Raw genomic sequence first — 24,449 nt, 5'->3', positions numbered from 1 at the left:
TACGACAAATGCCTGCGGAAGCACTGCCCGGAATGCAAATATTTCCGGCAGAAACGCTATGCTTTTCCACTGGAAAACTGACATATACTCATTATTCTTACTTGACAGCAGAATTGGATCTCAACAATTTACGGTTGCTAATGCAAGATAAATAACAGACTTCGCGTTACAACCCTGATTGTTTCCTTTGGAAATAAGCTCTAAATTAGGCAATTAAAACGCTATCCTTTTCCACTTAAAAACTCAAAGAAACCGCTATGCGTAACTCTTTTTCTTACTTCGGAGTCCTTCCGCTGGCTTCGGCTTTAACCCTTTTATCGTTAACCAACTGCGTGAATTCCAATAAAAACCAACCCGCAGCAGCTGCAACTGCCACTCCGGTAACGCCCCCGGCAGCCGCGCCTAATCCGTTGCTTCAGGCCTGGACCGGACCTTACGGCGGCATTCCTCCATTCGACAAAGTGCAGATCGCCGATTTCAAGCCAGCCATGGAAACGGCCATGAACGAAAACCTGGCTGAGATCGCTAAAATTGCCGCGCAAACCGAACCGGCTACTTTCGAAAACACAATAGCCGCCCTGGAAAAAACCGGCCAGACTTTAGACCGCGTGCTGACTATTTACGGCATCTGGAGCTCGAATAAAAACAACGCCCAGTTCCAAGAAGTGGAACGCGAAATGGCCCCGAAACTTTCGGCTTTCTCCGACCAGATCACCCAAAACGAAGCCCTGTTCAAGCGTATCGAAACGGTATACAATTCGCCGGAAAAAGTAAAACTCACGCCCGAACAGCAACGCCTGACCTGGAAAACCTATACCAATTTCGTGCGCGCGGGCGCTAAATTAAACGCCGATCAGAAAAAACGCCTTTCGGAAATCAACCAGAAACTGGCCGGGCTTTACACCAATTTCGGGCAAAACCTGCTGGCCGACGAAATGAACGAAATTGTGGTGATCGAGAAAGAAAGCGACCTGGCCGGTTTGCCGCAATCGCTGAAAGATGCTGCCGCCAACGCCGCTACCGCGAAGAAAATGCCGGGCAAATGGGTTATTTCCAACACTCGTTCTTCGGTAGATCCTTTCCTGACGTATTCCGATAACCGCGGTCTTCGCGAAAAAGCCTGGCGCATGTTCGTGAACCGCGGCGATAACGGCGGCGCGCACGACAACAACACCCTCATTACCGATATTCTGCAACTGCGGGCCGAACGCGCCAAATTATTAGGCTACCAAACGCACGCCCACTGGCGCCTGGAAAACACCATGGCGAAAACCCCGGAAAATGCCGTGCAACTCATGGAATCGGTTTGGAAACCGGCTACCGCCCGCGTAAAAGAAGAAGTAGCCGATATGCAGGCCATGGCAAAAAAAGAAGGCCAGAACATCAAGATCGAGCCATGGGATTACCGCTATTACGCCGAGAAAGTGCGTAAAGCCAAATACGACCTCGACCAGAACGAAGTGAAGCAGTATTTACAACTCGAAAACCTGCGCGAAGGCATGTTCTGGGTAGCCGGCGAGCTTTTCAATTTCAGCTTTACGCCGGTAACCAACGTGCCCGTTTTCCACGAAGATGTGCGCGTATGGGAAGTGAAAGATAAAACCAGCGGCCAGCACATCGGGCTGTGGTACTTCGATGCCTACGCCCGGGAAGGCAAACGCTCCGGCGCCTGGATGAATTCTTACCGCGACCAGCAACGCATGAACGGCGAGATCACCACCATCGTATCGAATAACTCTAACTTCGTGAAAGGCAAACCCGGCGAACCGGTGCTGATCTCCTGGGACGATGCTTCTACCCTTTTCCACGAATTCGGCCACGCGCTGCACGGGCTGTCTTCCAACGTAACCTATCCGTCATTGGCCGGAACCTCAGTGGTACGCGATTACGTGGAGTTCCCGTCGCAGTTACTGGAGCATTGGCTTTCTACCCCGGAAGTGCTGAACCGCTTTGCGCTGCATTACCAGACCGGCAAACCCATTCCGAAGAGCCTGGTAGACCGCATCGAAAAAGCCGGCACGTTTAACGAAGGCTTCGAAACCACCGAATATTTAGCCAGTGCTTTAATAGACATGAAACTGCATTTGGCCGGCGACCAGAAAATCGATCCCGATAAATTCGAACGTGAAACCTTAACCGCTTTGGGCATGCCGAACGAGATTGTGATGCGCCACCGCACCCCGCAATTCGCCCACGTGTTCTCCGGCGACGGTTACTCGGCCGGTTATTACAGCTACCTGTGGTCGGATGTACTAACCGCCGATGCCTATGGCGCATTCACCGAAGGCAGCGGCCCTTACGACAAAACGGTAGGCCATAATTTAAAGCAGCATATTTTCTCGGTTGGCAACACCCTCGACCCTGCCGAAGCCTACCGCGCCTTCCGCGGCCGCGACCCGAAAACCGAAGCCCTGATGCAGAAACGCGGCTTCAGCAAACCAACTGCTCCGGCTAAAAAAACTGCTCCGGCAAAACCGAAGAAGAAGTAAGTTTATTTCCGGACATACATGAATAAAAAAAGGCCCTGCAATTGCGGGGCTTTTTTTATGGAAAACTCCTTCTTAAATACAACTACCTTCTTAAATACATTTAGCATTATAAATACACCTGTCATCCTGAACACAATTGAGCGCGGGAGCACGAAGATTGCGAGCGTAGCTCTGAAGGAACTCGTCGGCTCCCGGAAGAAAAGCCAGATGCAACGGTAATACTATTAGCCCACGAGTTGTTTTAAAAGTACGCACTTAATTTTCACTTTAACTTATTCAATGTACCTACTGTACAAAAAATTGCTTCGGGTTAAAAAAATGGTTTTTAAAGGTGTAAATATTACCTCCAGAAATATTTAAGTTCACACGATAAAAATACACCACTCACCATATTATTACAACATAAGGCTTCTTGCAAAGTAATAGCTGTTATATTTACACATCTGCCGCATCCTAACAGCCTACGCAAATCATTCCTTTATTAAATTAAGAGTTCAAAGCGCTTTCCTGATAGCCGTTTGATAACTGTATTTTTCAGTTAATTAGAATAGGTATTGGGCTTACTTTCATGCTTTCTATTTTTTATAAAGAAATGAACTACGCTGCACCGCCCTTTCAAACGATAAAACCTGATTCCCGAAAAGCTTATGAAAAGCTATACCTGGAAATGTGCGCCCTTTGGGAAATGCAGGATTACGGCGACGTAGCAACCGATTACCTGGATTTTGCAAAGGAAAACCCGGCCCTGGTAAACGTATTGAATCTTGGCCCCTGCGTTACCTGGATCATCGATGTGCGGCGCATGCAATACTTATTCATGAGCAGCAATGTAAAAGCAGCTTTAGGGTACGATGCATGCCTTTTCACTACTAAGGGCATAGCGTTTGTAAACGAAATAACCCACCCCGATGATCTTCCCAAAACCTGGGGCCTGATCAAAAAGATTTGGGATTTCCTTTTAGCGCAACCAGCCAGTAAAAGAAAGCAATACCAATTCAACCACGATTACCGAATGGCCAAAGTGGATGGCAGTTATATCCGGGTACTGGAACAAAGCTCCATTCTGCAGCAGGACAGCAACGGCAATATTACCCACGTAATGGGCGTCTGCTCCGATATTACTCACCTGAAAAAGAACGAAACGCTTACTGCCTCTTTAATTTCTACCGGAGATAATTCCTGCATTTTTTTTACGCCGGAAACTGATGGTATTAACCCGCAGGATGTTCTAAGCAAACGCGAACTGGAAATTGTAAAGCTGATCGCGGAAGGCTACAGCAGCAAGCTCATTGCGGATAAATTATGTATAGGATTTAGTACAGTGAATACGCATCGCCAAAACATTATCCGGAAAACGAATACGCGAAATACCGGGGAGTTTGTGCAGTTCGCGATTGGGAATGGGTTGATTTGATTTTAATGAAATTTCAGTATTGTATGAGGTATGGAAAAAAGTCTCTTTTACTTTAATCTTTTAAGCATATAACCATTAATAGATATGGCAACAGGACATGACCTAATAAGAATTGCGACCACTCGTGTTGGACAAAATTATAGACTTGGAGCACTAGTTCCTAAAAACAACCCTAATTGGAATGGCCCTTGGGATTGCGCGGAATATATCTCATGGTGTGTTTATCAAACTTCTGGAATTCTCTATGGATGCGCAAATAATAATGGTAACCCAGCAACGGCCGAAGCATATACAGGATATTGGAGAAATGATGTGAATAGGTTAGGGATAAAAATAGACGTGGCACTTGCAGCAAAAACGGTTGGTGCAATTGTGTTGCGTTACCCAATCAGTAATCCACAAACTATCGGTCATATTGTTTTATCCGATGGTACAGGCGGAACAGTTGAAGCTAAATCAGCTCGGGATGGTGTTAGATTTGATACCCTGACAGGACGGAGATGGGATACCGGAATTCTAATTCCAGGAATCGATTACACTACCCGAGGAGCAACTGTAATTGTTACCCCTCCAACCTTAATATTCAAACTTTCAAATCCGCTTATGCGAGGAGAAGCTGTTTACAAGATACAGCTTGCTCTTTCAAGAGAAGGATTTGATCCGGGCAGTTTAGATGGTATTTACGGTAAAGAAACGATAGCATCAGTTCTTCGATTTCAAAGATTTGCCGGTTTGGTAGCAGATGGGGAAGTTGGGCCGCAGACTGCAGCCGCTCTTGGAATAAAGTTACCTTATTAAAAAATTTAACTTCTTGATTTCCTCACGCTATTCTATCGAATTCAAATGAAGATATTTCTGTTTTTGACGCTTTTATGTCCTTCAATTTTCGCATTTGCGCAGGATGAACCAGTCGAGATTAGTTACCAAAACGGTAACTTAAAAGCAAAATACTTGCCTTATAATAAATCTTTTGTAATTAAAGGTTCTCCAATTATGGCTAATGGTGATACGGCGGACCTAGTAGTTTTAAAAATTAAAAAGGAAGTTGAAATAATAAAGAAAATTATTAAGGACCCTTGGTATCAAAGAGGTGAAAAAACTACTAAAAGTTATACCAGAGAGGTTAAAAAAGATACTATTTATATAACTAAAATTAAAGGAGAACCCTACGATTATGAATATTTTTGGAAAAGGACGCCAAAATCTGCTGAAGATTTTTCAATAAGGGTAGATCGGGTTTTGGAATTTGATACGGATTATAACGTTAATTTATATTTTTTAGATATTAAAACGAATTCCCTTAAAGATATAAATTCAGTAATAGGCTTTTCAGTTAACCAACTAACTATTAATGGGGAATTGTCGAACGAGGAAGTAGAAGAAAAAATAAATGATGAATTAAAAAGAAAACATCAAGATAATTCAGATGTAGTAAATTTTAAATCTCTTGAGTTAAAAAATGCTTTAAAGTCAACCGTTAATATTCCTGTAGAACTGATGCCTCTGGTTAGAATTAGGGCCTCAAAAATACTCATTTTAGAAGATGATGATAAAGATTTATTTAAACAGAAAGAAGATTTAAATGGTAATGTTCCTTTAAAAGAATACTTAAATAATTGTGGTGGAAAAGAAGATTTAATTTGTAAGGATAAAATTAGGATTTTGAATTTTATAGAAAATCGAAATACTAATGTACCTGAAATTATCCGAACAGAAGGTTTAGAAGAGCCTCTTAAAGGATATGCAAATAAAATCAATTTTGCTTTAGAGCTATCGTCAAAGATTAACAAAAAGAAAGAAGATTTAACAAAAAATGAAACAGAGATTAATATTAAAGCAAAAGAGCTCTTTTCAAGAAAAGTAGTTCTCTTAGCTGATTATCAAATGTATCATTATGCCTATGATATAAAGACTAATGTCGATCAGTTAAGTATTCACACAGATTATAGTCTTGCTTTTACCCCATTAAGTCCCTTATATAATCTCGAAAGTGCAGATCCGAAGCTATTTCAATATGCAGCTTTAAGGTTCTATTTTAGTCCGCTAGACAAATCTGTTCGGCAGCCTTACAAGCATAATTTTAAAAAAAGGCTTTCTGGAATTCTAGGTTATTCTACTACTGGGCAAATCGATTATAAAGGTCAGGATCTCTTAGATACATCATCTCTTACTTTAAAACTAGTTTCAGCCGTTGGAATTGATATTAATAAATATCTTGGCGTTAATATTGGAGGAGTTTGGGTAACGCAAAAATTTACAAATTCTGAGGCAGATCCAATAAGAAAAAAACAAGTGGTCTTGCCTTTCGTGAGCGTAAGTTTCGATTTTAACTTACTTAACAGAATTAGAGCAATTAACCCTTAAACAAAAGAACTATGAGTATTTTAATTAATCCTCAGGAAATCACCTTAATAGGTTCTTCTTCCTTCATTATAAATGTAATAGCAATTGTCGAAGCAATAGGACCCTTTACCATTTGTTTCAAAATAAAGAGTTCATCTTGTGTATTTCACGATCAAAGTAAAGTTTATTGCGAAACTCATAATTGTTCTGTTACTAATCAAAGGTTCGACTTCTCATTCAACTTAGGCTTAAATTGTCCTATCAAAGGATTAACAGTTGTAGTAAATGTTGAATTAATTGACGCGTTGAGCAAACAAAGTCCGAAAAAAAGATTATTTATCCATGTATAGCAAATTATTAAAATACCGAGTTGTTTTTTTGTTTCCAGCCCTTTCATTTATGGGATGCGAATTAGAAAACCCCGTTGCTCCAGTTGATGGTTGCGACATGTTTTCCTTTAGTACCGATTCAGAAAGTATTTTAGCAGACAGCAGTTCACAAATGGCTATAACCGTCCACATAAACGAGAATGTGGGCCAGCCCAAAAAAGTGAAGTTCGGAACTAATTTCGGGTATTTAGATTCTACTTATAATTTTGGAGATACGCCGGTTAAAGAGTTAGCAATTAATGCTAAAAACCGGGTTGTAAAGGTAATTCTGAAATCCGAAACCAACTTTACCGAGAATGCTTTTATTACCGCCTTTATAGGCAATAATAGCTGTTCAATTAAAATTCCTGTGAAATGGGCATATCCCGAAGATATGATTCTTACTGCCAGGAAAGTAAAGTTTGCATCAGGCACTTCGAAGGATTCCACTATTATAAAAGTCAGCTTATTTCGGCAATCAGGAAAAGTAACCAATTCTTCAAAAGTAAATTTTTCTATCATCACAACCGATTCATCTAAAGTGCAGGCAGACATTACTCCTTTTTCATTATCTAAAAATCAGATGGCCAATGCAACTTTAAGGCGTTATAGCAATGATACAGGTGAGTTTTTTGTTAAGGCTGAAACACAAAATAATATTGGAGGCACCATAGCAAAAACAATAAAAATTACATTCGAATAAAACCTAATTATTATGGCAAAACTATCATCAATTTGGGGAGATCCTCACATAATTGACCATTCAACAGGTTTACTTGTTTCTGGTTTTTCAGGTACTGGAGCTGGGCAATACATATCGATTATTTTCGATTCGATGGAGTTTAGTATGCGTAAAAATAATTCAAGGCTTCATCAAGAATGGATGTTCACAATAAATATACCTATTAAAATAAACGACTTGAATCCTAAGATTCATTTTATAAACCACCTCAGAAGTTTTATTGTAAAAAATAAGGACTGCTCTGTAAAAATCACTTTTGATGTAGCCGGACAAAAGACTCAGTTTGAAATTGGATATGGGACAGATTACAATGACCATAAGCTTATAGATTTTCAATTAGACTTAACTTCAACTATTTCAGATTACAATTGTACCCTTTGGGTTTCCATTAGGAGGAATAGTATTGAGGATGAGGTGTTAATTCAAATCGATAGCTTAGATATAGGAGCTCAAGTTTAAGGAAAACATTTGCTATATCTAAATTTTTTCTAACAATTTACTTTAACAATGTACCTTAAATGAGTTGGCTTTCAAAAGTATTCACACCTAAGAGAGATGATACTAAAAATACACCATCTGAAATGAAAGGAGAGCAAATGGAAACCGATTCAGATGGGTCTAACAATATCCCAATTGACCATAATAATACGACTAAGCGGATAGCATATGTCCTTTTATTCGCGTTTATTATTTCAGTTGCTTTACTCTTTTATATAAATTACGATGCATTTCAATATGGAGCAAAAAAGCCCGATCCCTCATTAGTGGATATAGAAATGAGAAAAGGGTGGTTTGACTTGTTAAAAAATGCTTTAGTTTTATTAGGAACCGCTTTAACTACTGTCATTGGATACTACTTTGGTCAACGGGCAGGCGCACTAAAAGCTGAAGAAGCAGAGAAAAAGGAAAAAGATGCAGTAGACAAAATAGAAATAATCAATCAAAAAGCTGAAGATGTCGTAAAAAATCAACAGAAGCAAGTTGATCAAGTCTTGAAAGAATTTGTAAAGCCCGAAAATGAAAATCCATTTTCTAATCAATCTCCTTCTCAAGAAACGGACGATGGAATTGTTATACCTCCACAATAACTTTACTATATTATGCAATTCATCAAAAAGTATGAAGAGTTTTCTAAAAAGCAAAATGCTTTTATCATACGTGTTGAACGTGATTTTACTGTAAAACCCAAAACGTTTCCAGGTGGAAAATACTTGAACTATTATATTAGAATTTTTATTGACATTGACTCTTCTGTTTTTTCTCAAATCTCTGGTTCAACATCTAATATTCAAAATATTATTAATTTAGGTGATATTAAGAAAGTTATATATCATTTACATAAGAGTTATCATGAGCCAATAAGAGTTGCTCAAAACGCAGACAATAAATTTGAAATTAAGGTTTGGTCGTATGGTTTTTACCCTATTAAGGCTACACTTTTTTTAAAATACGGCCATAGTATAGAACTTCATGGTGAAGTTAAATTTCCTGTTGATACCAAATAATTACTAAATCACGCCGCTATCTTCTGATACCGTTCCTCCGCCTGCTCCATAATCTCATTCAAAATATCCTGTAGCTCCGCTCCTACACCCTATCGCATTAAGGTCCTTCACACAGGGAGCATGACCTGCGCCTTTACATCTGATTTCTTATGCCAATCATGTCGGGCTACGTTTTTGCGGATTACGGCGGTTCGTTCTTTTACCACTGCCTGGATCTCTTTAAAATTCAGAAGTAATAAGAATTTCATAAATGGTAACTTCCTCTTCTGCTAAACAAAATTATTAATTCCTTTTATTTATATACAACAAAACACATTATAACAAGAATCACAAATTTTCCCTTCACTAAACTCAACCAAAAATTCAGAACTTAGTATAACGTCGAATAAACGAATAATTTTCAAACTAAAACTTCTGAATCATGCCAGTTTATTATTCATTGATCGACAACAAACTTACGCCCGATCCGAACGATTTCCGGGGGCAGATCGAGCATAACCGCAGCGTTACCATCGAAGAAATTATTCAGAATATTGCCCGGCCTGGCTCTACGGTAACCGTAGCCGAAGCGTTGGCTTTCTGGGAAGAACTGAGCCAGGCGATCTTACAGGAACTGGAAAGTGGCAACCGCATTAAATCCGACCTGTTTCAACTTGGCCTGGGTATGACCGGCGTTTTTACTTCGGCCACCGATGGCTTTGACCCGGCGCGGCACCAGGTTAAGATACGAATCAGCCCCGGAACGCGGCTTCGTAAAATTGAGCCCGTTATCAGGGTTGAGCGCGTGCAGGCCAGCAAGGCGCTGCCATTTCTTGAGCGCCTCGAAGATTTTACTTCTGATACTGTAAACGATAAACTTACCCCCGGCGGCACTGCCCGCTTAACCGGCGACCGTCTTAAATTCGATCCGGCCGATACGGCAACGGGCATTTTTCTGCGCAAATCTACCGGGGCAACTACGCAAGTACAGCGCGTCATGACCAACAAACCTAAAGAATTGCTCTTTATAGTGCCTTCAGGGCTGGGATCCGGGAGTTATCAGCTTCTGGTGCGTACACGCTACAAAGATACCGCTGAACTGAAAGAAGCTTCTCTTCCTGCTACGCTAACCGTTGTCTGATTTTTTTTGAGTCCATACATAGCCTATATCGGGATCAAATACAGTGCATGTTTGATCCCGATATAGGCTATGCTTTGTTTAAAAAAGCCCGATAGCCGGTTTAGGTAAACCTGGGTACGCATTAACTTGTCTGAATTGGGATTTGTCCGATTAAAGGATTAATCAGATTAAAAATTGTGAAATCCGGAAATCCCATAATCGGACGAATCCCAATTCAGACCTATTCTGCCTGAGCTACAAGCTACGCCACCTCATAATTCCACTCCTTATACCGCTCCTCCGCCTGTTCCATAATTTCATTCAGGATCTCCTGCAGCTCCGCTCCTACGCCTTTGCGGCGCAGCATACTTTTTACCGACAGCATTATTTGAGCTTTGGTATCTGGCTTTTTGTACCAATCGGGTTGGGCGACGTTTTTCTTGATCAAAGCAGTCAGCTCTTTTACCAATTGCTTTATCAGTTCAAAATCCTGCTGGGCAGTTTGATGCTTGGCCAGGATCTCGTAGAAGGCTTCCTCCTCTTCGGTTAAGCCGAGTTGCTGGCGGCGCTGGTCTTCTTCCTGCATTTCCCTAGCCACATCGCGAAGTTTTTGAAGGGCTATTAGGCTGTCGAAAAAGTGGTTATGATAATCCTGGATGATCTTTTCTACTTCTTCTTTCAGCTTGCGGTATTTTACCAGGTTGCGGCTTACCCGGACTTTTATTTCGTCGTTCAGGATCTGGCGGATGAGTTCCAGCTTCAGTTCGTTGCCCGATTTCTTTTCTTTGGCGGTAGCCAGGAAATCGTCGTTGATGATGGAGATGTCGAAGCGTTCGATGCCGGCCATTTCAAAAACGTCTACCACATCTTCGCTTTCGATGCTGCGGTGAATAAGCTCTTTGATCTGGCCTTCCTTTTTGCGGATGTTGGTGGTCGGGAATTTTACTTTGCGGACGGCTGCGCCAACATGCTGGAAGAAGATAATTTCCAGCGCGATTTCCTTTACCCTTTCGTGGTTTTTGATCACCGGCACCAGACTGCTTAGCTTCTTTTCGTTCAGCATAAAGGTTTTGCAAACGGTATCGTCGGAAACGAAAAAGTTGGCGGTATCCCAAACCAATTTTAATTTATCGCCTTTACTCAAATAAGGCCAGTTCTGGTATTTGAAAACGGTAGGGTTTTGGCCCGAAAAAGTGCCTTGCTCATTTTCCTGTGAAGCATTCCCGGTCTGTCCCCCTTCGGAGGGGGTTGGGGGGAGGATTTTTCCATTATCCGGATTTTTAGGAATGCGTGATGTCCTCCCCCTACCCCCTCCAAAGGGGGACTTTGCCGCAGCGCCAGTTTCCTGCTTTTCGTCGTTGACCAGACTGTCCCCTTGAGGGGACCACAGGGGTGTTTGCACGTTATTGCGATTTTCCGTAGCGCCTGTTAACATCCCCCTGCCCCCTTCAAAGGGGGAGTCTGCAATATGCGTATCCGCAGTTCCAGAAACGCTATCCTTTTCGGCATAAAAACTAACCGGTAATTGCTGCTGCAGATCCGAAATTACTTCCAGCGCCAGATCAAAAGCTTCTTCTACATTTATAGCAACATCACCTTTACCGCCGGCACCTGTGTATTTTTTGGTGGCGTCGCGGAGCTTGTCGCCGATACCGATGTAATCTACGATGAGGCCGCTGGGTTTGTCTTTGAAAACGGTGGCGACGCGGTTTACGGCCTGGATCAGGTTGTGGCCGCTCATTACTTTATCTACGTAGAGCGTGTGCAGGCTGGGGTTATCAAAACCGGTAAGCCACATGTCGCGCACGATCACAATCTTCAGATCATCGGTTGGGTTTTTGAAGCGGGTTTTAACGGCTTCCATGGCTTCTTTGGTGCGGATGTGCGGGTTCCATTCCACGGGGTCTTTGGCGATGTTGCCGGTCATGATCACCGAAACTTCGGGGCAGCCTTCCAGGGCGGTGAGGGCGTCGTAGAGCTTTACGCAGTTGCGGCGGCTCATGCACACGATCATAGCCTTTCCTTCCAGGCTGGCGGTGCGGCTCTGGTAGTGCTTCAGGATGTCGCGGGCAATGGCTTCTACCCGTTCTTTGGAGCCGGCGGCATCTTCTATGGCGGCCCACATTATTTTGTTTTTGTCGCTTTCTTCCAGGCCTTCGGTTATTTCTTCGGCTTGCTCTTCCAGCTGCTCGTTGGCCAGGTGCAGTTTGGCCAGGCGGGGCTCGTAGTAGATCGGCACCACGGCGTGGTCGGCGGTGGCCTGGCGGATGTCGTAAGTGTGGATGATATCGCCGAAAACGGCTATGGTATCGGCGTCTTTGGTATCTACGGGGGTGCCGGTGAAGCCGATGAAGGAGGCGTTTGGCAAGGCGGTGCGTAGGTTGCTGGCAAAGCCCTGCACCAGGCCGTACTGGGTGCGGTGGCACTCGTCGGCAATCACGATCACGTTGTCGCGGGTGCTGAGGATGGGGTGCGCAGCTTCTTTGCCGGCGGCGGTTTCTTTCAGGTTAAATTTCTGGACGGTGCTGAACACCACGCCGCCGCCTTCGCCGCTGAGCAGTTGCCGCAGTTCATCGGTGGTGTTGGCAATGGCTACGTCGCCGACCAAGTCTTTGGCGGCTACAAAATCCTCGAAAAGCTGGCGGTTCAGGTCGAACCGGTCTACCTGTACCACGATGGTGGGGTTTTTAAGGGCCGGCAGCTGGCGCAGGATGCCGGCGTAAATGGCCATGGTTATGCTTTTGCCGGAACGGGTGGTATGCCAGATCACGCCGATGCGGCCGTCGCCGAAAGGGCGCACCGATTTGAGGGTTTGCGCCAGGGCATGCTGTACGCCGAAGAACTGGTGGTACTTGGCGCCTTTCTTTAAAAGCTGACCGTTATCGAGTTCGTGGAAAATGAAATGGCGGATGTAAAACAGCAGGCGTTCCGGTACCAGCAGGCCTTTAATGAGGGTTTCGAGGGCGAAGCCGTCGGTTACGGTGCGGCCGTCGGTGCTTTTCCAGGCGGCGAACCACTCGCGGCTGCTGCTGAACATGCCGTGCAGCGTGGTAAGTCCGTCGGAGATGATGGTGAGGGCGTTGGTTTCAAAAACCTGCGGAATATCCTGGAGGTAGTGCTGCACCTGGTTGTAGGCGGCATCTACGGTGGCTTCGGTATCGAAGAGGTTTTTGAATTCGAAGAGCACCAGCGGCAGGCCGTTTACGAAAATGAGCAGGTCGGGGCGGCGGTTGCTTTTGCCGTGGATGTTGAACTGGTTTACGACCAGGAATTCGTTTTGGGCGGGAGCATCGAAGTTGAGGGCGTAAAAGTGCTCGAAGTGGTCTTTGCCGGCGGCGTCTTTCCAGGTTTTGCTGAGGCCTTTGCTGAGCTTGAGGTGAAAATCGTGGTTTCGATGGTGCAGGTCGGCGCCCCGGTTGAAAAGGAATTCCTGCATGACCTCGGCGCGGATCTTTTCGGGTACGTGCGGATAGCGGCGGCCCAGGTAGGCTTCGAAGCGGTCTTCAAGGATGGTTTTGCTGAACGGACGCTTTAGCTCCGAACCGTGCTGATACTGGTAAAGCGGTTGCTCTAGCAGCCAGTCGATGGCGGCTTCTTCAATATCCTGTTCAGCTAAGTACTTCTTCATATTGCCCGGCCGTTTGGGTTTGCATCACGTCTATTTCTCCGGACATGAGCTTGGGGAGAAGGGTGTCGCGGAGGTTTATTAAAGATTGGTTTTCTTTTTCGTTTTGTCTGATTTTATTGAAAAGCAATTTGACTTTTTCTTCAAAATCTAATACCGTTTTTCTATCAGGAATTATTGCTTCTAAACTGTGAACATCATTTCTGTTTAATGTTGGAACAGCTGAACCAGTATTCAAGCCTTTTAAATCGGTATGCTTTAGCACATAAAAACTGTGGAGTGGCGTTGACGCTTTAAATTCCTTTATGAATAATGAAGTATTTAAAGGCCAAAAATCTTCATCTACATAATACACATTGCCAATAATTCCGCTTCGGCCAGTTGTAATTCCTGGACCTTTAACCATTACTTCATTGTGAAACCCATTTAGGCCACTTGCTGAAAATATTGGAACATTACCTCCTGCCCTTATGGTAGAAGGCAAGTCAAAACCTCTTTGTAGGGTGAACAAATCTCCAATACTACCAACCCTCCAACCTTCAGGTAAATTATCCGCATCAATTCCATCCACGAAATATTGCATGAAAAGCGTTTGCGCCATTTGCTCCAACGTTTGGTTCATGCGGCGGTTGAGTTCTATTTTATCATCCAGCGCAGATAAGATTTCGGCTATTTTCTTCTGTGCAGGAAGGTCAGGTACTTCGACTTCTAAATCTTTTATGTTTTGGGGAGAAATATTAGCTTGGTTTGCACTTCCTCCTGCATTTGTTGCAAGTTCAAATTGAATTTCAGGTCTTGAAATCAGGTAGTATAAAAAGTCATTGTCAAGTTGGTTTAGATCCTTTGAATACAGCTTTCCAACACGTTGATTTAGTAAGGCTGGTTTATCAAAACCATATCTTCCAACTTTACCAACCGCTGACGCAATTTGGCTTACGTGAGAACCAGTCATAGAAATCAGAATATCCTTCTTCTCAACTATGAACTGTTCCATTTTTAAAATTAATTCATGAGGATAATAATCAGCTTCTTTTAAAGAAATATTTGGTGGCTGGATATTTTTGATCTTAATTACAGGAGTACCAGTGTTTTGTAAATCGCCTGATTTAAACGCAAAGCCATTCTGAACGTCAATTAGTTCTCCTAATTTATATGTTTGCCAAGTAGCCATTAGATTAAGATATTATCAATTAATACCTGCCAAATTAACATATGACAAAAATTACTTGATTCTAAAATAAAGACCATGTTAAACTGTCAGTAAAATTGGCATAAAATATACAGGTTAGATTATATTCTTCTAAGATAGAATGTATTATTCGAAGAAATTATAAAAATTAACCTTTGGATATTAAACTCGGCATATATTTAGCCGTATTGTGGTTGCCTTGGTGTTGATCCAAGGGTGTAAGGTTAAAGGTACGGAACTTACTACTTAATTCCAAACCCGCGCTAATCGTTCCAAGCATGGCGGAGATACTTGAATATATATCTCCAGCGGCAAGGCTGATTACCAGGGATGTGATGTTGAGGACTAAGTTTACTGCTTTCATGATCTTATCGTTGTTAAAATTCCCCAGAGGTTTGAATCATCAGACCTCAACGCCGAAGAAATGTGCTTTTGTCTAGATAAATTTTCTTAGACAAAAGTTGAAGAGGAAAAGTGAAAGATTGGGAATCGGAAGTGTAGGACAGAGATGTTCTACCAAGGGTGGAGATAGGGCTCGTAGAGGTGAAAGTCCTCAGCGGACTGGGGAGAGTGCAAACGCATTTTCTTTAGGTCTAAATGTGCATGGATTCAGATTCTGAAGAATGTCCGTCAGCCCAAGCTCCCATTAACTTTAGAAATTACCTAATGATGTTTACTGAAGAGCTTTGGACAAAGTGGGAAAATAAAACGGAGAAAAAGTTTGAGATAAAGAAATACCGGCATTTTGATCATCCTGTCAATTTCCTTAAATCAAAAGATGAAATCAAATCAATAGTTAGTTCTCAAGCAAAAGTTGCCTCTCATCCTTTTAAACCCCTAGTAAAGATTTTATTAAAAACGCCACGCTATAAATACCAAGATGAAATAGCTGGTGGGCCATATTTGTCAGCCAAAGAAAGGAAAAAAAATTACGGGCTAGAAACAAAGGTTCGTCCTATTTCATTTGCTTCACATATGGATAGGTTTATTTATGGATTCTATTCTTTTTGCTTAACTGAAAAATACCAAAATTATATTAAGAGTAAAGGTTTTGGAGATTGCGTTTATGCTTACAGAAATGATTTAAATGAAAAGTGTAATATACAATTTGCAAAAGAGGTTTTTGATTATATAAAAAATGTTGGGCCTTGCACAGCTGTTGCCCTTGACGTTAAAGGTTACTTTGATAGTATAGATCACTTACTATTAAAAGAAAAATGGTGCAAAATTTTAGGTGTTAAAAATAATGAACTTCCTTTAGATCAATATAATATTTATAGATCCCTTACAAGATATAGCTATGTAAATAACAATACTGTTTTAAAGCATTTCAATGTTAACCTTGAACAGTATAGAAAAAGCACCAAAAAGAACCCTACTCTTACAGACTTAATTCCAGGATTAAATTTTAAAGATAAGTTTGAACAAATTCGAAGTAAAAATCTAATTGTACAAAACAATTCACATGAAGAATTAGATTATGGTTTTAAAAGATATTATGGAATACCTCAAGGCTCGCCTATAAGTGCTTTACTTTCTAATATATTTTTAATAGATTTTGATCAGGAAATTTATGAGTTAAGCCAAAATGAAAACTTCTTTTACAGGAGATATTGTGATGATTTAATTATTGTAGTTCCTGATCATAAAGTTAAATATTACCAAAAACTACTTTCCGATTTAATAGGAAAACATCACCTAAAAATCCAAACAAAAAAAACTGAAACAATTAGGTTTGCTAAGGATAGTTTAGGTAAACTGAGGGGATTTGATCAAGATAAATTAGGTAGAGTTATTGGATTTGACGAAACAATTAAAGAAGCAGATTATTTTAAAAATTTACAGTATCTAGGTTTCGAATTTAATGGTCATAAAACCTTTATCCGAAGCACGAGTTTATCTAGGTATTTTGTAAAAATGCATAAGCGGATTCTGAAAACTGTCTATATGTCTTACAGTGATAACGCTCATGGGGATAAGATTTTCAAAAAACAATTATTTGAAAGGTATAGCCATTTAGGAAAACGGAATTTTTTAACCTATGCCATTAACTCTTCAAAGAAGCATTATACGAATAATAAAGGGGATATTAAGGAAGGAATGGATTCACCTGAAATTAAAGGCCAAATTTCCAGACACTTTGATATTTTATTAAAAGAATTAAAAACTAAAACAAATCAAAGAATAAGAGTTAAGGCAAGAAAAAAGAAATTAGCTAAAGTAAGGAGGTAATAAATGGTTTACTCCTTACTTTTTTCTACATTTTAAATCCAAACCCAATCCCCAGTAGATTCTCCTTGATCTTCTTTTCCAGCAGCGTGCTTTCTTCAAACTGGCCGGCCAGTTTTGTAGTCAGGACTTTCATTTTAATGTTACCTGATTAAAAATCAAAAACAGTACTTGTCCTTTCTCTATCTGAACACATGCAGGGACTCATCTGACATGAAGAGCAATAAGGACTTTCATCATAATCATATTCCTTATCATAGGTTACTTCATCATAATCCTCTTCCTCTTCCTCCTCCTCAACTAAATAATCATCATTATAATCTTCTTCTAAATCAGAAAAATCTTCGTCCTCTAATTCTTTATCCAGCTTAATTAAACTGTTATGTAAAATAACTAGATTTAAAAGTTCATCAATAGCACTAATGGATTCTACTGTTTCCTCATGCGTGGAAGCCGGTTTATCACTAAAAATTGTATCTACATCTCTTAATAATTTATTCAGTTCATTATGCATTGTATTTTGTGCAAAGAATTCCTTTAAGTCATCTATCAGCTTTTTGTGTTTAATAAAATTAATGTCGTTTAAATTAAAGATACTCTTATTAAAAATTTCAAGCTCCTCGATTGATGAAACTAAAATATTTCCAGTTTTTAAATAAGTATTGACTGTATTTATAAAAGAAATTCTAAAGCCTAATCCTTCACGGATTTCTAAATGCTTTATTTTAAGCAAATTACCAGTGCCTTTTGTATATTTTGTAATATAGGTTCCTTCTTCTAAATTTAATTTATAATCTATAGCATTGGGGTTTTGTCTTTTAATAGCTGCAATAAGGCAATCCTGATAAATTAACTTTATAATAGAAATATCAAGTCCTGTTTTCTCACTTATATTATGTAAATCCATTTATTTCGTTAACAGTAATACATCTACAATTCAAAGCCAATCTCAGCCAGATTCTCTCGGATCTTCTTTTCCAGCAGGGCGCTTTCGGCAAACTGGTTTGCCAGTTCGGTAGTCAGGGTTTTCATTTTTTCTTCAAAGGGCACTCCATCGGTTTCTTCAGCTTCGGTGCCCACGTAGCGGCCTGGCGAGAGCACGTAATTGCTGGCGGCAACTTCGGCCAGGGTGGAGGCTTTGCAGAAGCCTTCGGCATCGGCGTAGGTACCGTTCAGGTTGCGCCACTGGTGGTAGGTGTTGGCAATGCGGGCTACGTCGGTGTCGGCAAAAACCCGCAGGCGGCGGTTAACCATGTGGCCCAGTTTGCGGGCATCTATAAACAGGATCTCGTTCAGGCGTTTGCGGTGTTCGCCGTCGCGGCCGTTGCGGTTGCGGCTTAAAATAAAAAGGCAGGCGGGTATGCCGGTGGTCAGGAACAGCTTGTCGGGCATCTGCACAATGCAGTCTACCATGCCGTTTTGGATCATGTATTCGCGCACGTTCTTTTCGCCGGCGCTGCCCGTGGTCATGGCGCCGTTGGCCATTACCACGCCGGCCGTGCCGCGTTCGGAGAGGTGATGCCACAGCGTCTGGAACCACATGTAGTTGGCGTTGCCGGCGGTGGTAAAGCTGTCTTTGGGGCCGAACAAACGCGGGTCGTTGTCGGGCAGCAGCTCGGGGTGCCAATTGCTGATGTTGAACGGCGGGTTCATGAGGGCGTAATCGGCTTTCAGGTGCGGGAAGCGGTCCTGGAGCAGCGAGTCGCCGAGCTTTACATCGAAGGAAAGGTTGCGGAGCAGCAGGTTCATTTTGCAGAGGCGCAGGGTGCCTTCGTAGCGCTCCTGCCCGTAAATGCTGATGTCGTTTTTGTCGCCGCCGTGGGCCAGCCCGAATTTAAGGCTTTGCACGAACATGCCGCCGCTGCCGCAAGCCAGGTCCATGATGCGGCCTTTGAGCGGCTCGATCATTTCCACGAGCAGGCGCACCACCGAGCCGGGCGTAAAGAACTGCCCCGCGCCGGAGCCTTCGGCCATCGCAAATTTGCCGATGTAGTATTCGTACACCCGCCCGTAAATGTCGGATTCGGGGTTGTTTATTTCGGAGAACTTGTCGTCGCTGAACAGGTTTATGAGCCCGGCCACCTGCGTAGGCGAAAGCTGGCTTTTTACGAAGATGGGTTCGAGCACGCCTTTGTAGTCGGGGTTGCGCTGCGCCAGGATCTCATCGATCAGCACAAAAGCTTTGTCTACCTTTACTTTTATGTCGTCCTGTTCGGCGTTTTCGCGGAGGTAGGTCCAGGTAGCTTCTCTGGGCAGTTTGTAAACGTTCTTTACCTGGTATTCCAGTTCGTCTTCCAGCACGTAACTCTGCTCCTCTTTATCGATGTTGTAATAATCGGAGCTTGGTTCGAAAAAGGAAAGCTGGATCTCCTGCCGCCGGATCTCATACCGTTCAGAGAGGTGCTTTAAAAATAGCAAAGACAGCACGTAATCTTTGTACTGGTTCTCGGCTACCGCGCCGCGCAGTTCGTTGGCTACATCCCAGAGCTCTTTCTCAAAATCGATGTCGCCTTTGGGTTTAGTAGTTATAGTTTTTTGTGGTTTAGGCATAGCGTTTTTGTTTTTGTCTGAATTGATTGTCTGAATTTGGATTTATTGGATTCAGGGATTAATCAGATTAAAAATTTAAAATCCTTTAATCCTAAAATCTGACGAATCCGAATTCAGACAATCAATTCAGACATTCTTCTAATTCAGCGGGTGGCGCAATCTTTTTATTTCCAGACTTCTGGCGCCGAAATTCAGGAGCAGGCCTTTGTCTAATTTATAAGCTACCAGGTAGTTTAAGCCTTGCGCCAGATGCACATCTTCCAGTTTAGTTAGGCCTTTCAATTCTACCAACACCTTGTTTTCGACCAGGAAATCTACCCTTCTGCTTCCGATTTCAATGTTATCATAAAAGATCGGCATTTCCAATTCCCGGGCAAATTTCAAACCTGCTTTCTCCATTTCTATGGCCAGGGCACGTTGGTAAATTACTTCCTGAAAACCGTTTCCCAGCGTTGCATGCACTTTCATGGCGCAACCAATAATGCGGTAGGTTAATTGATCTTCCGCTTTTTCCATATATTATTTACGCCTGATTAATTGTCGGAATTTGGATTCGTCCGATTCAGGGATTTAGGATTATTAAATTTTAATCTGATTAATCCTCTAATCAGACGAATCCCAATTCCGACAAAAAGATTGACGATTAAAATTCAAATGATCTGCCTGAACTGTTAACGAATATACTTAATCTTAACAAATAACAACACAAGCATTATTCCTCTAATTCTTAAGTCGGACGAATCCAAATTCAGATATAAACTCTAAACGGCAATCCTGCCGCATTTCCGCAAAATTCGCTTAATTTGCAGGTTGGTTCTTTTAACCACTTTTTAACCGCAAACCCTACCCTTTTTAAGAGGAAATTTACGCCCATGGCCGAATATAACTTTAAAGAAATAGAGCAAACCTGGCAGCAATACTGGAAGGCAAACAAAACTTTCCGCGCCGAAAACCAAAGCAGCAAACCGAAATATTATTCCCTGGATATGTTCCCGTATCCGTCAGGCGCCGGTTTGCACGTGGGTCACCCGCTGGGCTACATTGCTTCCGATATCGTGAGCCGTTACAAGCGCCATAAAGGCTATAACGTGCTGCACCCGATGGGCTTCGATTCTTTTGGATTGCCGGCCGAACAATACGCCATTCAAACCGGTCAGCATCCCGCTATTACTACTGAACAGAATATTACGCGCTACATTGAGCAGTTGCAGCAGATCGGGTTTTCGTTTGACTGGGACCGTGAAGTGCGCACTTCCGATCCGAACTATTACAAGTGGACCCAGTGGATCTTCAAGCAGCTTTTCAACTCGTGGTACAATTACGAAACCGACAAAGCTGAACCCATTGAAAAGCTGATCGCGATCTTCGAAAAAGAAGGCAACAGTTTCGTAAAAGCGGCCTGCGACGAAGATACCCCGCACGTAACCGCCGATGCCTGGGCCCGAATTGATGAAAAACAGAAACAGGAACTATTGCTGCAATACCGCCTGACTTTCCTTTCCGAAGCGATGGTGAACTGGTGTCCAGCTTTGGGAACCGTATTGGCGAACGACGAAGTGAAAGATGGTTTATCGGAGCGCGGCGGTTTCCCGGTAGAACGCAAAAAAATGCGGCAGTGGAGCATGCGCATCACGGCGTATGCCGAACGGTTGCTGCAAGGCCTGGACACCATCGACTGGCCGGAGCCGGTGAAGGAAATGCAACGCAACTGGATCGGGAAATCTATTGGCGCGGAACTGCATTTTCCAATCGAAAACTCCCTGCACCACATCACCGTTTTTACGACCCGGATCGATACTGTTTTTGGCGCGACTTTCGTGGTGCTGGCACCGGAGCACGACCACGTGGCTTCCTTAATTACCGAAGACCGCAAAGCTGAGGTGGAAGCCTACGTGGAAATGGCCAAAAACCGTTCCGAGCGCGACCGCATGACCGATGTGAAAACCATTTCCGGAGCGTTTACAGGTTCTTATGCTATTAATCCGATCTCGGGAGAACGCGTGCCGATCTGGGTAGCTGACTACGTATTGGCGGGCTACGGAACCGGGGCAGTAATGGCCGTTCCGGCGCACGATACCCGCGATTATGCGTTTGCCAAGCATTTTGGTTTACCCATTCTGGAAGTAGTTTCAGGCGGCGATATTTCCAAAGAAGCGTATGCGGCTAAGGACGGTACCATCATCAACTCCGGTTTCCTGAACGGCTTGAACGTGAAAGATGCGATCACGGCGGGTATCCAGAAAGCGGAAGAACTGGGTGTGGGCAAAGGAAAAGTAAATTACCGGATGCGCGACGCAGTTTTCAGCCGTCAGCGGTACTGGGGCGAACCGGTGCCGGTTTATTTCAAAGACGGCGTGCCACATTTGCTGAAAGACGAAGAATTGCCGCTGGTACTTCCGGAGATTGACGAATACAAACCAACCGAAACCGGCGAACCGCCGCTGGGCCGTGCCAAAGACTGGAAATATGAAAACCAGTACGAATATGAATTAAGCACCATGCCGGGCTGGGCGGGTTCTAGCTGGTACTGGTACCGTTACATGGATCCGAAAAACGATACCGAATTTGCCTCCAAAAGTGCCATCGATTACTGGCAGAATGTGGACTTGTATATAGGTGGTTCAGAACACGCAACCGGTCACCTGCTTTACTCCCGCTTCTGGAACCAGTTCCTGTTTGACTTGGGTTTGGTGCCGGAAAAAGAGCCGTTCAAGAAACTGATTAACCAGGGCATGATCCAGGGCCGGTCTAATTTTGTATACCGGGTAAAAGAAAGTAGCAAGTTCGTTTCTTTTGGCATTAAAGATCAATTTGAAACGACGCCTCTCCATGTTGATGTAAATATAGTAGAGAATGACGTTTTGGATATTGAAGCGTTTAAGAAATGGAGAGATGATTTTTCAAATGCCGAATTCGTTTTAGAGGATGGAAAATACATCTGCGGCTGGGAAGTTGAAAAGATGTCCAAATCGAAATACAATGTTGTTAGTCCGGATGATCTGGTTGAGAAATTCGGCGCCGACACGCTGCGGATGTACGAAATGTTCCTCGGTCCGCTGGAGCAGTTCAAGCCCTGGAATACGGCCGGCATGGATGGCGTGCATAAATTCCTGAAACGTTTCTGGCGCTTATTCCACGACGAAGCAGGCAACTTCAACGTGAGTAACGAAGAACCGACTTCCGGCGAACTAAAAACGCTACACAAAACCATCAAAAAAGTCGAGGAAGATATTGAGCGCTTTTCGTTCAACACCTCGGTAAGTACGTTCATGATCTGCGTGAACGAACTGATGGCTTTCAAAACGAACAAACGCGCCATTCTGGAGCCGTTGGTAATTACGCTGTCGCCATACGCGCCCCATATTTCGGAAGAACTCTGGAAACTGCTGGGCCACAACGAAAGCGTAGCCTATGCGCCGTTCCCGGTTTGGGAAGAGAAATTCCTGACGGAAAACGAATTCGAATACCCGGTTTCGGTGAATGGTAAAATGCGCGGCAAGATCACCTTCCCGGTAAACAAACCGAAAGAAGAGATCGAAAAAGAAGTACTGGAATCGGATATTATTCAGAAATACCTGGAAGGTAAAACGCCGAAGAAAATTATCGTAGTTCCGAATAAGATCGTGAACGTGGTGGTGTAAATCCGTTAGCTAAAGCAGACAGCACTGGATGTAAAATAAAAAAGGTAGCGTAAGGTTTAACCCCTATGCTACCTTTTTTTATTGTCATCCTGTTAGCCAGCGAAGGACATTGTTGGCGAACAGCAGTGCCATTAGCTATGAAAACAGTTTTAAGAAATCTACTTTGCAATAATCATGTCTGCAACTCGCCGACAAGTTCCTTCTCTGGCTAAAAGGATGACAGAAATGATAATTACTTTTTCGTTTTCGAGCTTTTCAGAACAGGGGTATCTACAATACCTTTTTGTTCGTCGCGCAGTTTTTTAATGGAAAAAGCCACTACCATTAAACCTACCATACACGCAGCATAGACGAGCCAATCTACCAGGTTACCGGTTTTAATGGCGTTAATAAAATTAAGGGAACCGAAAAGGATGAAAAAGAAAACCTGGATGTATTTAACGATTATTTTGCGGCGCATGAAACTGAACTGAATATTTTAGCAAAGGTACGCCAAATAGCAGGGAAATGAAAAAGCACTTTTTAACCGCAAAATCCTAGCGTTTTTTCAGCATTTATGATTATTTTTAATCAACCGTTCTGCGTTTCACTATAAAAGTCCGGATAATATGCGCCAGTTAAAACTTTACATTGCCACCAGCTTAGATGGGAAAATTGCCCGGCCCAACGATGCGATCGACTGGCTGCCGCCTCTGGAAGAATACGATTATGGCTATGCGGAATTTATGGAAAGCGTAGATGCCATCGTGATGGGTTACAAAACCTACGAAGTTTGCATCGGTCTGGGCGAATGGCCTTATAAAGATAAAGCGTCGTGCGTTTTTTCCCGCAATCCGGACCGTAAACTTATTCCGGAAGCGCAATTAATTACCCAGGATCCGGTGGAGTTTATAAAGCAATTAAAGCAAACCGATGGCAAAGCCATCTGGCTTTTGGGCGGCGGCGAAATTATTGCCTTGCTGCATGATGCCGGCCTGATCGATGCATATATCCTGGCTTATATTCCGGTAATTTTGGGTGAAGGCATTGAATTGTTTCCCGGCATTAAAAGACAGGAAAACCTGAATCTGAGCAAACATCAGGTTTATGAAAACGGGGTAACGCTGTTTTATTTCGACAAACCTTAAAAACCCGATTCCTGGCACTCTTCTTGAACCGGAATTTTTAAATAATGAAACAATTCCACTTTACCGCTTAAGCGTTATCGGGAATTAAAGTACAATATTATATGTTGGTACATCAATTAGCAGTTCAT

At 42.8% G+C, this 24,449-nt stretch carries 19 protein-coding genes; 12 read left to right on the top strand and 7 right to left on the bottom strand.

Annotated features, from left to right (window positions below; translation table 11 throughout):
• Positions 1–257 precede the first annotated feature (257 nt).
• From I5M27_RS08460 to I5M27_RS08420, 9 genes are all read left to right on the top strand, one after another.
• Positions 258–2,489, top strand: a complete 2,232-nt coding sequence (locus I5M27_RS08460; RefSeq protein ID WP_200505760.1) for a M3 family metallopeptidase — start codon at positions 258–260, stop codon at positions 2,487–2,489.
• A gap of 592 nt (positions 2,490–3,081) precedes the next feature.
• Positions 3,082–3,903 carry a LuxR C-terminal-related transcriptional regulator gene (locus tag I5M27_RS08455; RefSeq protein WP_200505759.1) on the top strand — a complete coding sequence of 274 codons (822 nt, stop codon included), beginning with the start codon at positions 3,082–3,084 and terminating at the stop codon, positions 3,901–3,903.
• A gap of 84 nt (positions 3,904–3,987) precedes the next feature.
• Positions 3,988–4,701, top strand: a complete 714-nt coding sequence (locus tag I5M27_RS08450) for a peptidoglycan-binding domain-containing protein (RefSeq protein ID WP_200505758.1) — start codon at positions 3,988–3,990, stop codon at positions 4,699–4,701.
• A gap of 45 nt (positions 4,702–4,746) precedes the next feature.
• A complete protein-coding gene (locus I5M27_RS08445) occupies positions 4,747–6,267 on the top strand; it encodes a hypothetical protein (RefSeq protein WP_200505757.1) in 1,521 nt (506 codons plus the stop codon).
• A 321-nt stretch (positions 6,268–6,588) separates the two neighbouring features.
• Positions 6,589–7,317 carry a hypothetical protein gene (locus I5M27_RS08440; protein ID WP_200505756.1) on the top strand — a complete coding sequence of 243 codons (729 nt, stop codon included), beginning with the start codon at positions 6,589–6,591 and terminating at the stop codon, positions 7,315–7,317.
• Between the two features lie 12 nt (positions 7,318–7,329).
• A complete protein-coding gene (locus I5M27_RS08435) occupies positions 7,330–7,815 on the top strand; it encodes a hypothetical protein (protein WP_200505755.1) in 486 nt (161 codons plus the stop codon).
• A 59-nt stretch (positions 7,816–7,874) separates the two neighbouring features.
• Entirely contained in the window at positions 7,875–8,444 is a 570-nt protein-coding gene (locus I5M27_RS08430; protein ID WP_200505754.1) for a hypothetical protein, read from the top strand.
• A gap of 12 nt (positions 8,445–8,456) precedes the next feature.
• Entirely contained in the window at positions 8,457–8,861 is a 405-nt protein-coding gene (locus I5M27_RS08425) for a pYEATS domain-containing protein (protein ID WP_200505753.1), read from the top strand.
• A gap of 421 nt (positions 8,862–9,282) precedes the next feature.
• The gene (locus I5M27_RS08420; RefSeq protein ID WP_200505752.1) at positions 9,283–9,981 is read left to right on the top strand and encodes a DNA-binding domain-containing protein; all 699 of its coding nucleotides are present in this window, start codon (positions 9,283–9,285) and stop codon (positions 9,979–9,981) included.
• Positions 9,982–10,222: 241 nt separating this feature from the next.
• Here I5M27_RS08420 and I5M27_RS18565 read toward each other — a convergent pair whose 3' ends face one another.
• The 3 genes from I5M27_RS18565 to I5M27_RS08400 all read right to left on the bottom strand — a co-directional run bounded on the left by I5M27_RS18565 (position 10,223) and on the right by I5M27_RS08400 (position 15,138).
• A complete protein-coding gene (locus I5M27_RS18565) occupies positions 10,223–13,588 on the bottom strand; it encodes a type I restriction endonuclease subunit R (protein WP_234462447.1) in 3,366 nt (1,121 codons plus the stop codon).
• Positions 13,569–14,756, bottom strand: a complete 1,188-nt coding sequence (locus tag I5M27_RS08405) for a restriction endonuclease subunit S (protein WP_200505751.1) — start codon at positions 14,754–14,756, stop codon at positions 13,569–13,571. The genes I5M27_RS18565 and I5M27_RS08405 overlap by 20 nt, the downstream gene beginning before the upstream one ends.
• A 166-nt stretch (positions 14,757–14,922) precedes the next feature.
• Entirely contained in the window at positions 14,923–15,138 is a 216-nt protein-coding gene (locus tag I5M27_RS08400) for a hypothetical protein (RefSeq protein WP_200505750.1), read from the bottom strand.
• A 239-nt stretch (positions 15,139–15,377) separates the two neighbouring features.
• Here I5M27_RS08400 and I5M27_RS08395 point away from each other — a divergent pair, with 239 nt between their 5' ends.
• On the top strand, positions 15,378–17,006 hold the full coding sequence (locus I5M27_RS08395; RefSeq protein ID WP_200505749.1) for a reverse transcriptase domain-containing protein: 1,629 nt from the start codon (positions 15,378–15,380) through the stop codon (positions 17,004–17,006).
• A gap of 148 nt (positions 17,007–17,154) precedes the next feature.
• On the opposite strand, the gene I5M27_RS08390 is transcribed toward I5M27_RS08395, so the two are convergent.
• From I5M27_RS08390 to I5M27_RS08380, 3 genes are all read right to left on the bottom strand, one after another.
• On the bottom strand, positions 17,155–17,910 hold the full coding sequence (locus I5M27_RS08390) for a hypothetical protein (RefSeq protein WP_200505748.1): 756 nt from the start codon (positions 17,908–17,910) through the stop codon (positions 17,155–17,157).
• Positions 17,911–17,933: 23 nt separating this feature from the next.
• A complete protein-coding gene (locus tag I5M27_RS08385) occupies positions 17,934–19,553 on the bottom strand; it encodes a type I restriction-modification system subunit M (RefSeq protein WP_200505747.1) in 1,620 nt (539 codons plus the stop codon).
• A 138-nt stretch (positions 19,554–19,691) separates the two neighbouring features.
• The gene (locus I5M27_RS08380) at positions 19,692–20,069 is read right to left on the bottom strand and encodes a GxxExxY protein (protein WP_200505746.1); all 378 of its coding nucleotides are present in this window, start codon (positions 20,067–20,069) and stop codon (positions 19,692–19,694) included.
• Positions 20,070–20,425: 356 nt separating this feature from the next.
• Here I5M27_RS08380 and leuS point away from each other — a divergent pair, with 356 nt between their 5' ends.
• A complete protein-coding gene (gene leuS, locus I5M27_RS08375; RefSeq protein ID WP_200505745.1) occupies positions 20,426–23,194 on the top strand; it encodes a leucine--tRNA ligase in 2,769 nt (922 codons plus the stop codon).
• A gap of 232 nt (positions 23,195–23,426) precedes the next feature.
• On the opposite strand, the gene I5M27_RS08370 is transcribed toward leuS, so the two are convergent.
• Positions 23,427–23,654: a hypothetical protein gene (locus I5M27_RS08370; RefSeq protein WP_200505744.1), complete on the bottom strand. Its 228-nt coding sequence runs from the start codon at positions 23,652–23,654 to the stop codon at positions 23,427–23,429.
• A 148-nt stretch (positions 23,655–23,802) separates the two neighbouring features.
• On the opposite strand from I5M27_RS08370, the gene I5M27_RS08365 reads away from it, so the two are divergent.
• Positions 23,803–24,321 (top strand): dihydrofolate reductase family protein, encoded by a 519-nt coding sequence (locus I5M27_RS08365; RefSeq protein WP_200505743.1) that lies wholly within the window; start codon positions 23,803–23,805, stop codon positions 24,319–24,321.
• Positions 24,322–24,449: the final 128 nt, after the last annotated feature.

Origin of the sequence: Adhaeribacter terrigena (assembly GCF_016623615.1) — a bacterium.
Classification (GTDB): Bacteria; Bacteroidota; Bacteroidia; order Cytophagales; family Hymenobacteraceae; genus Adhaeribacter_A; species Adhaeribacter_A terrigena.
The sequence above is the reverse complement of the archived record's forward strand: the minus strand, read 5'-3'. Positions and strand labels throughout refer to the sequence as shown.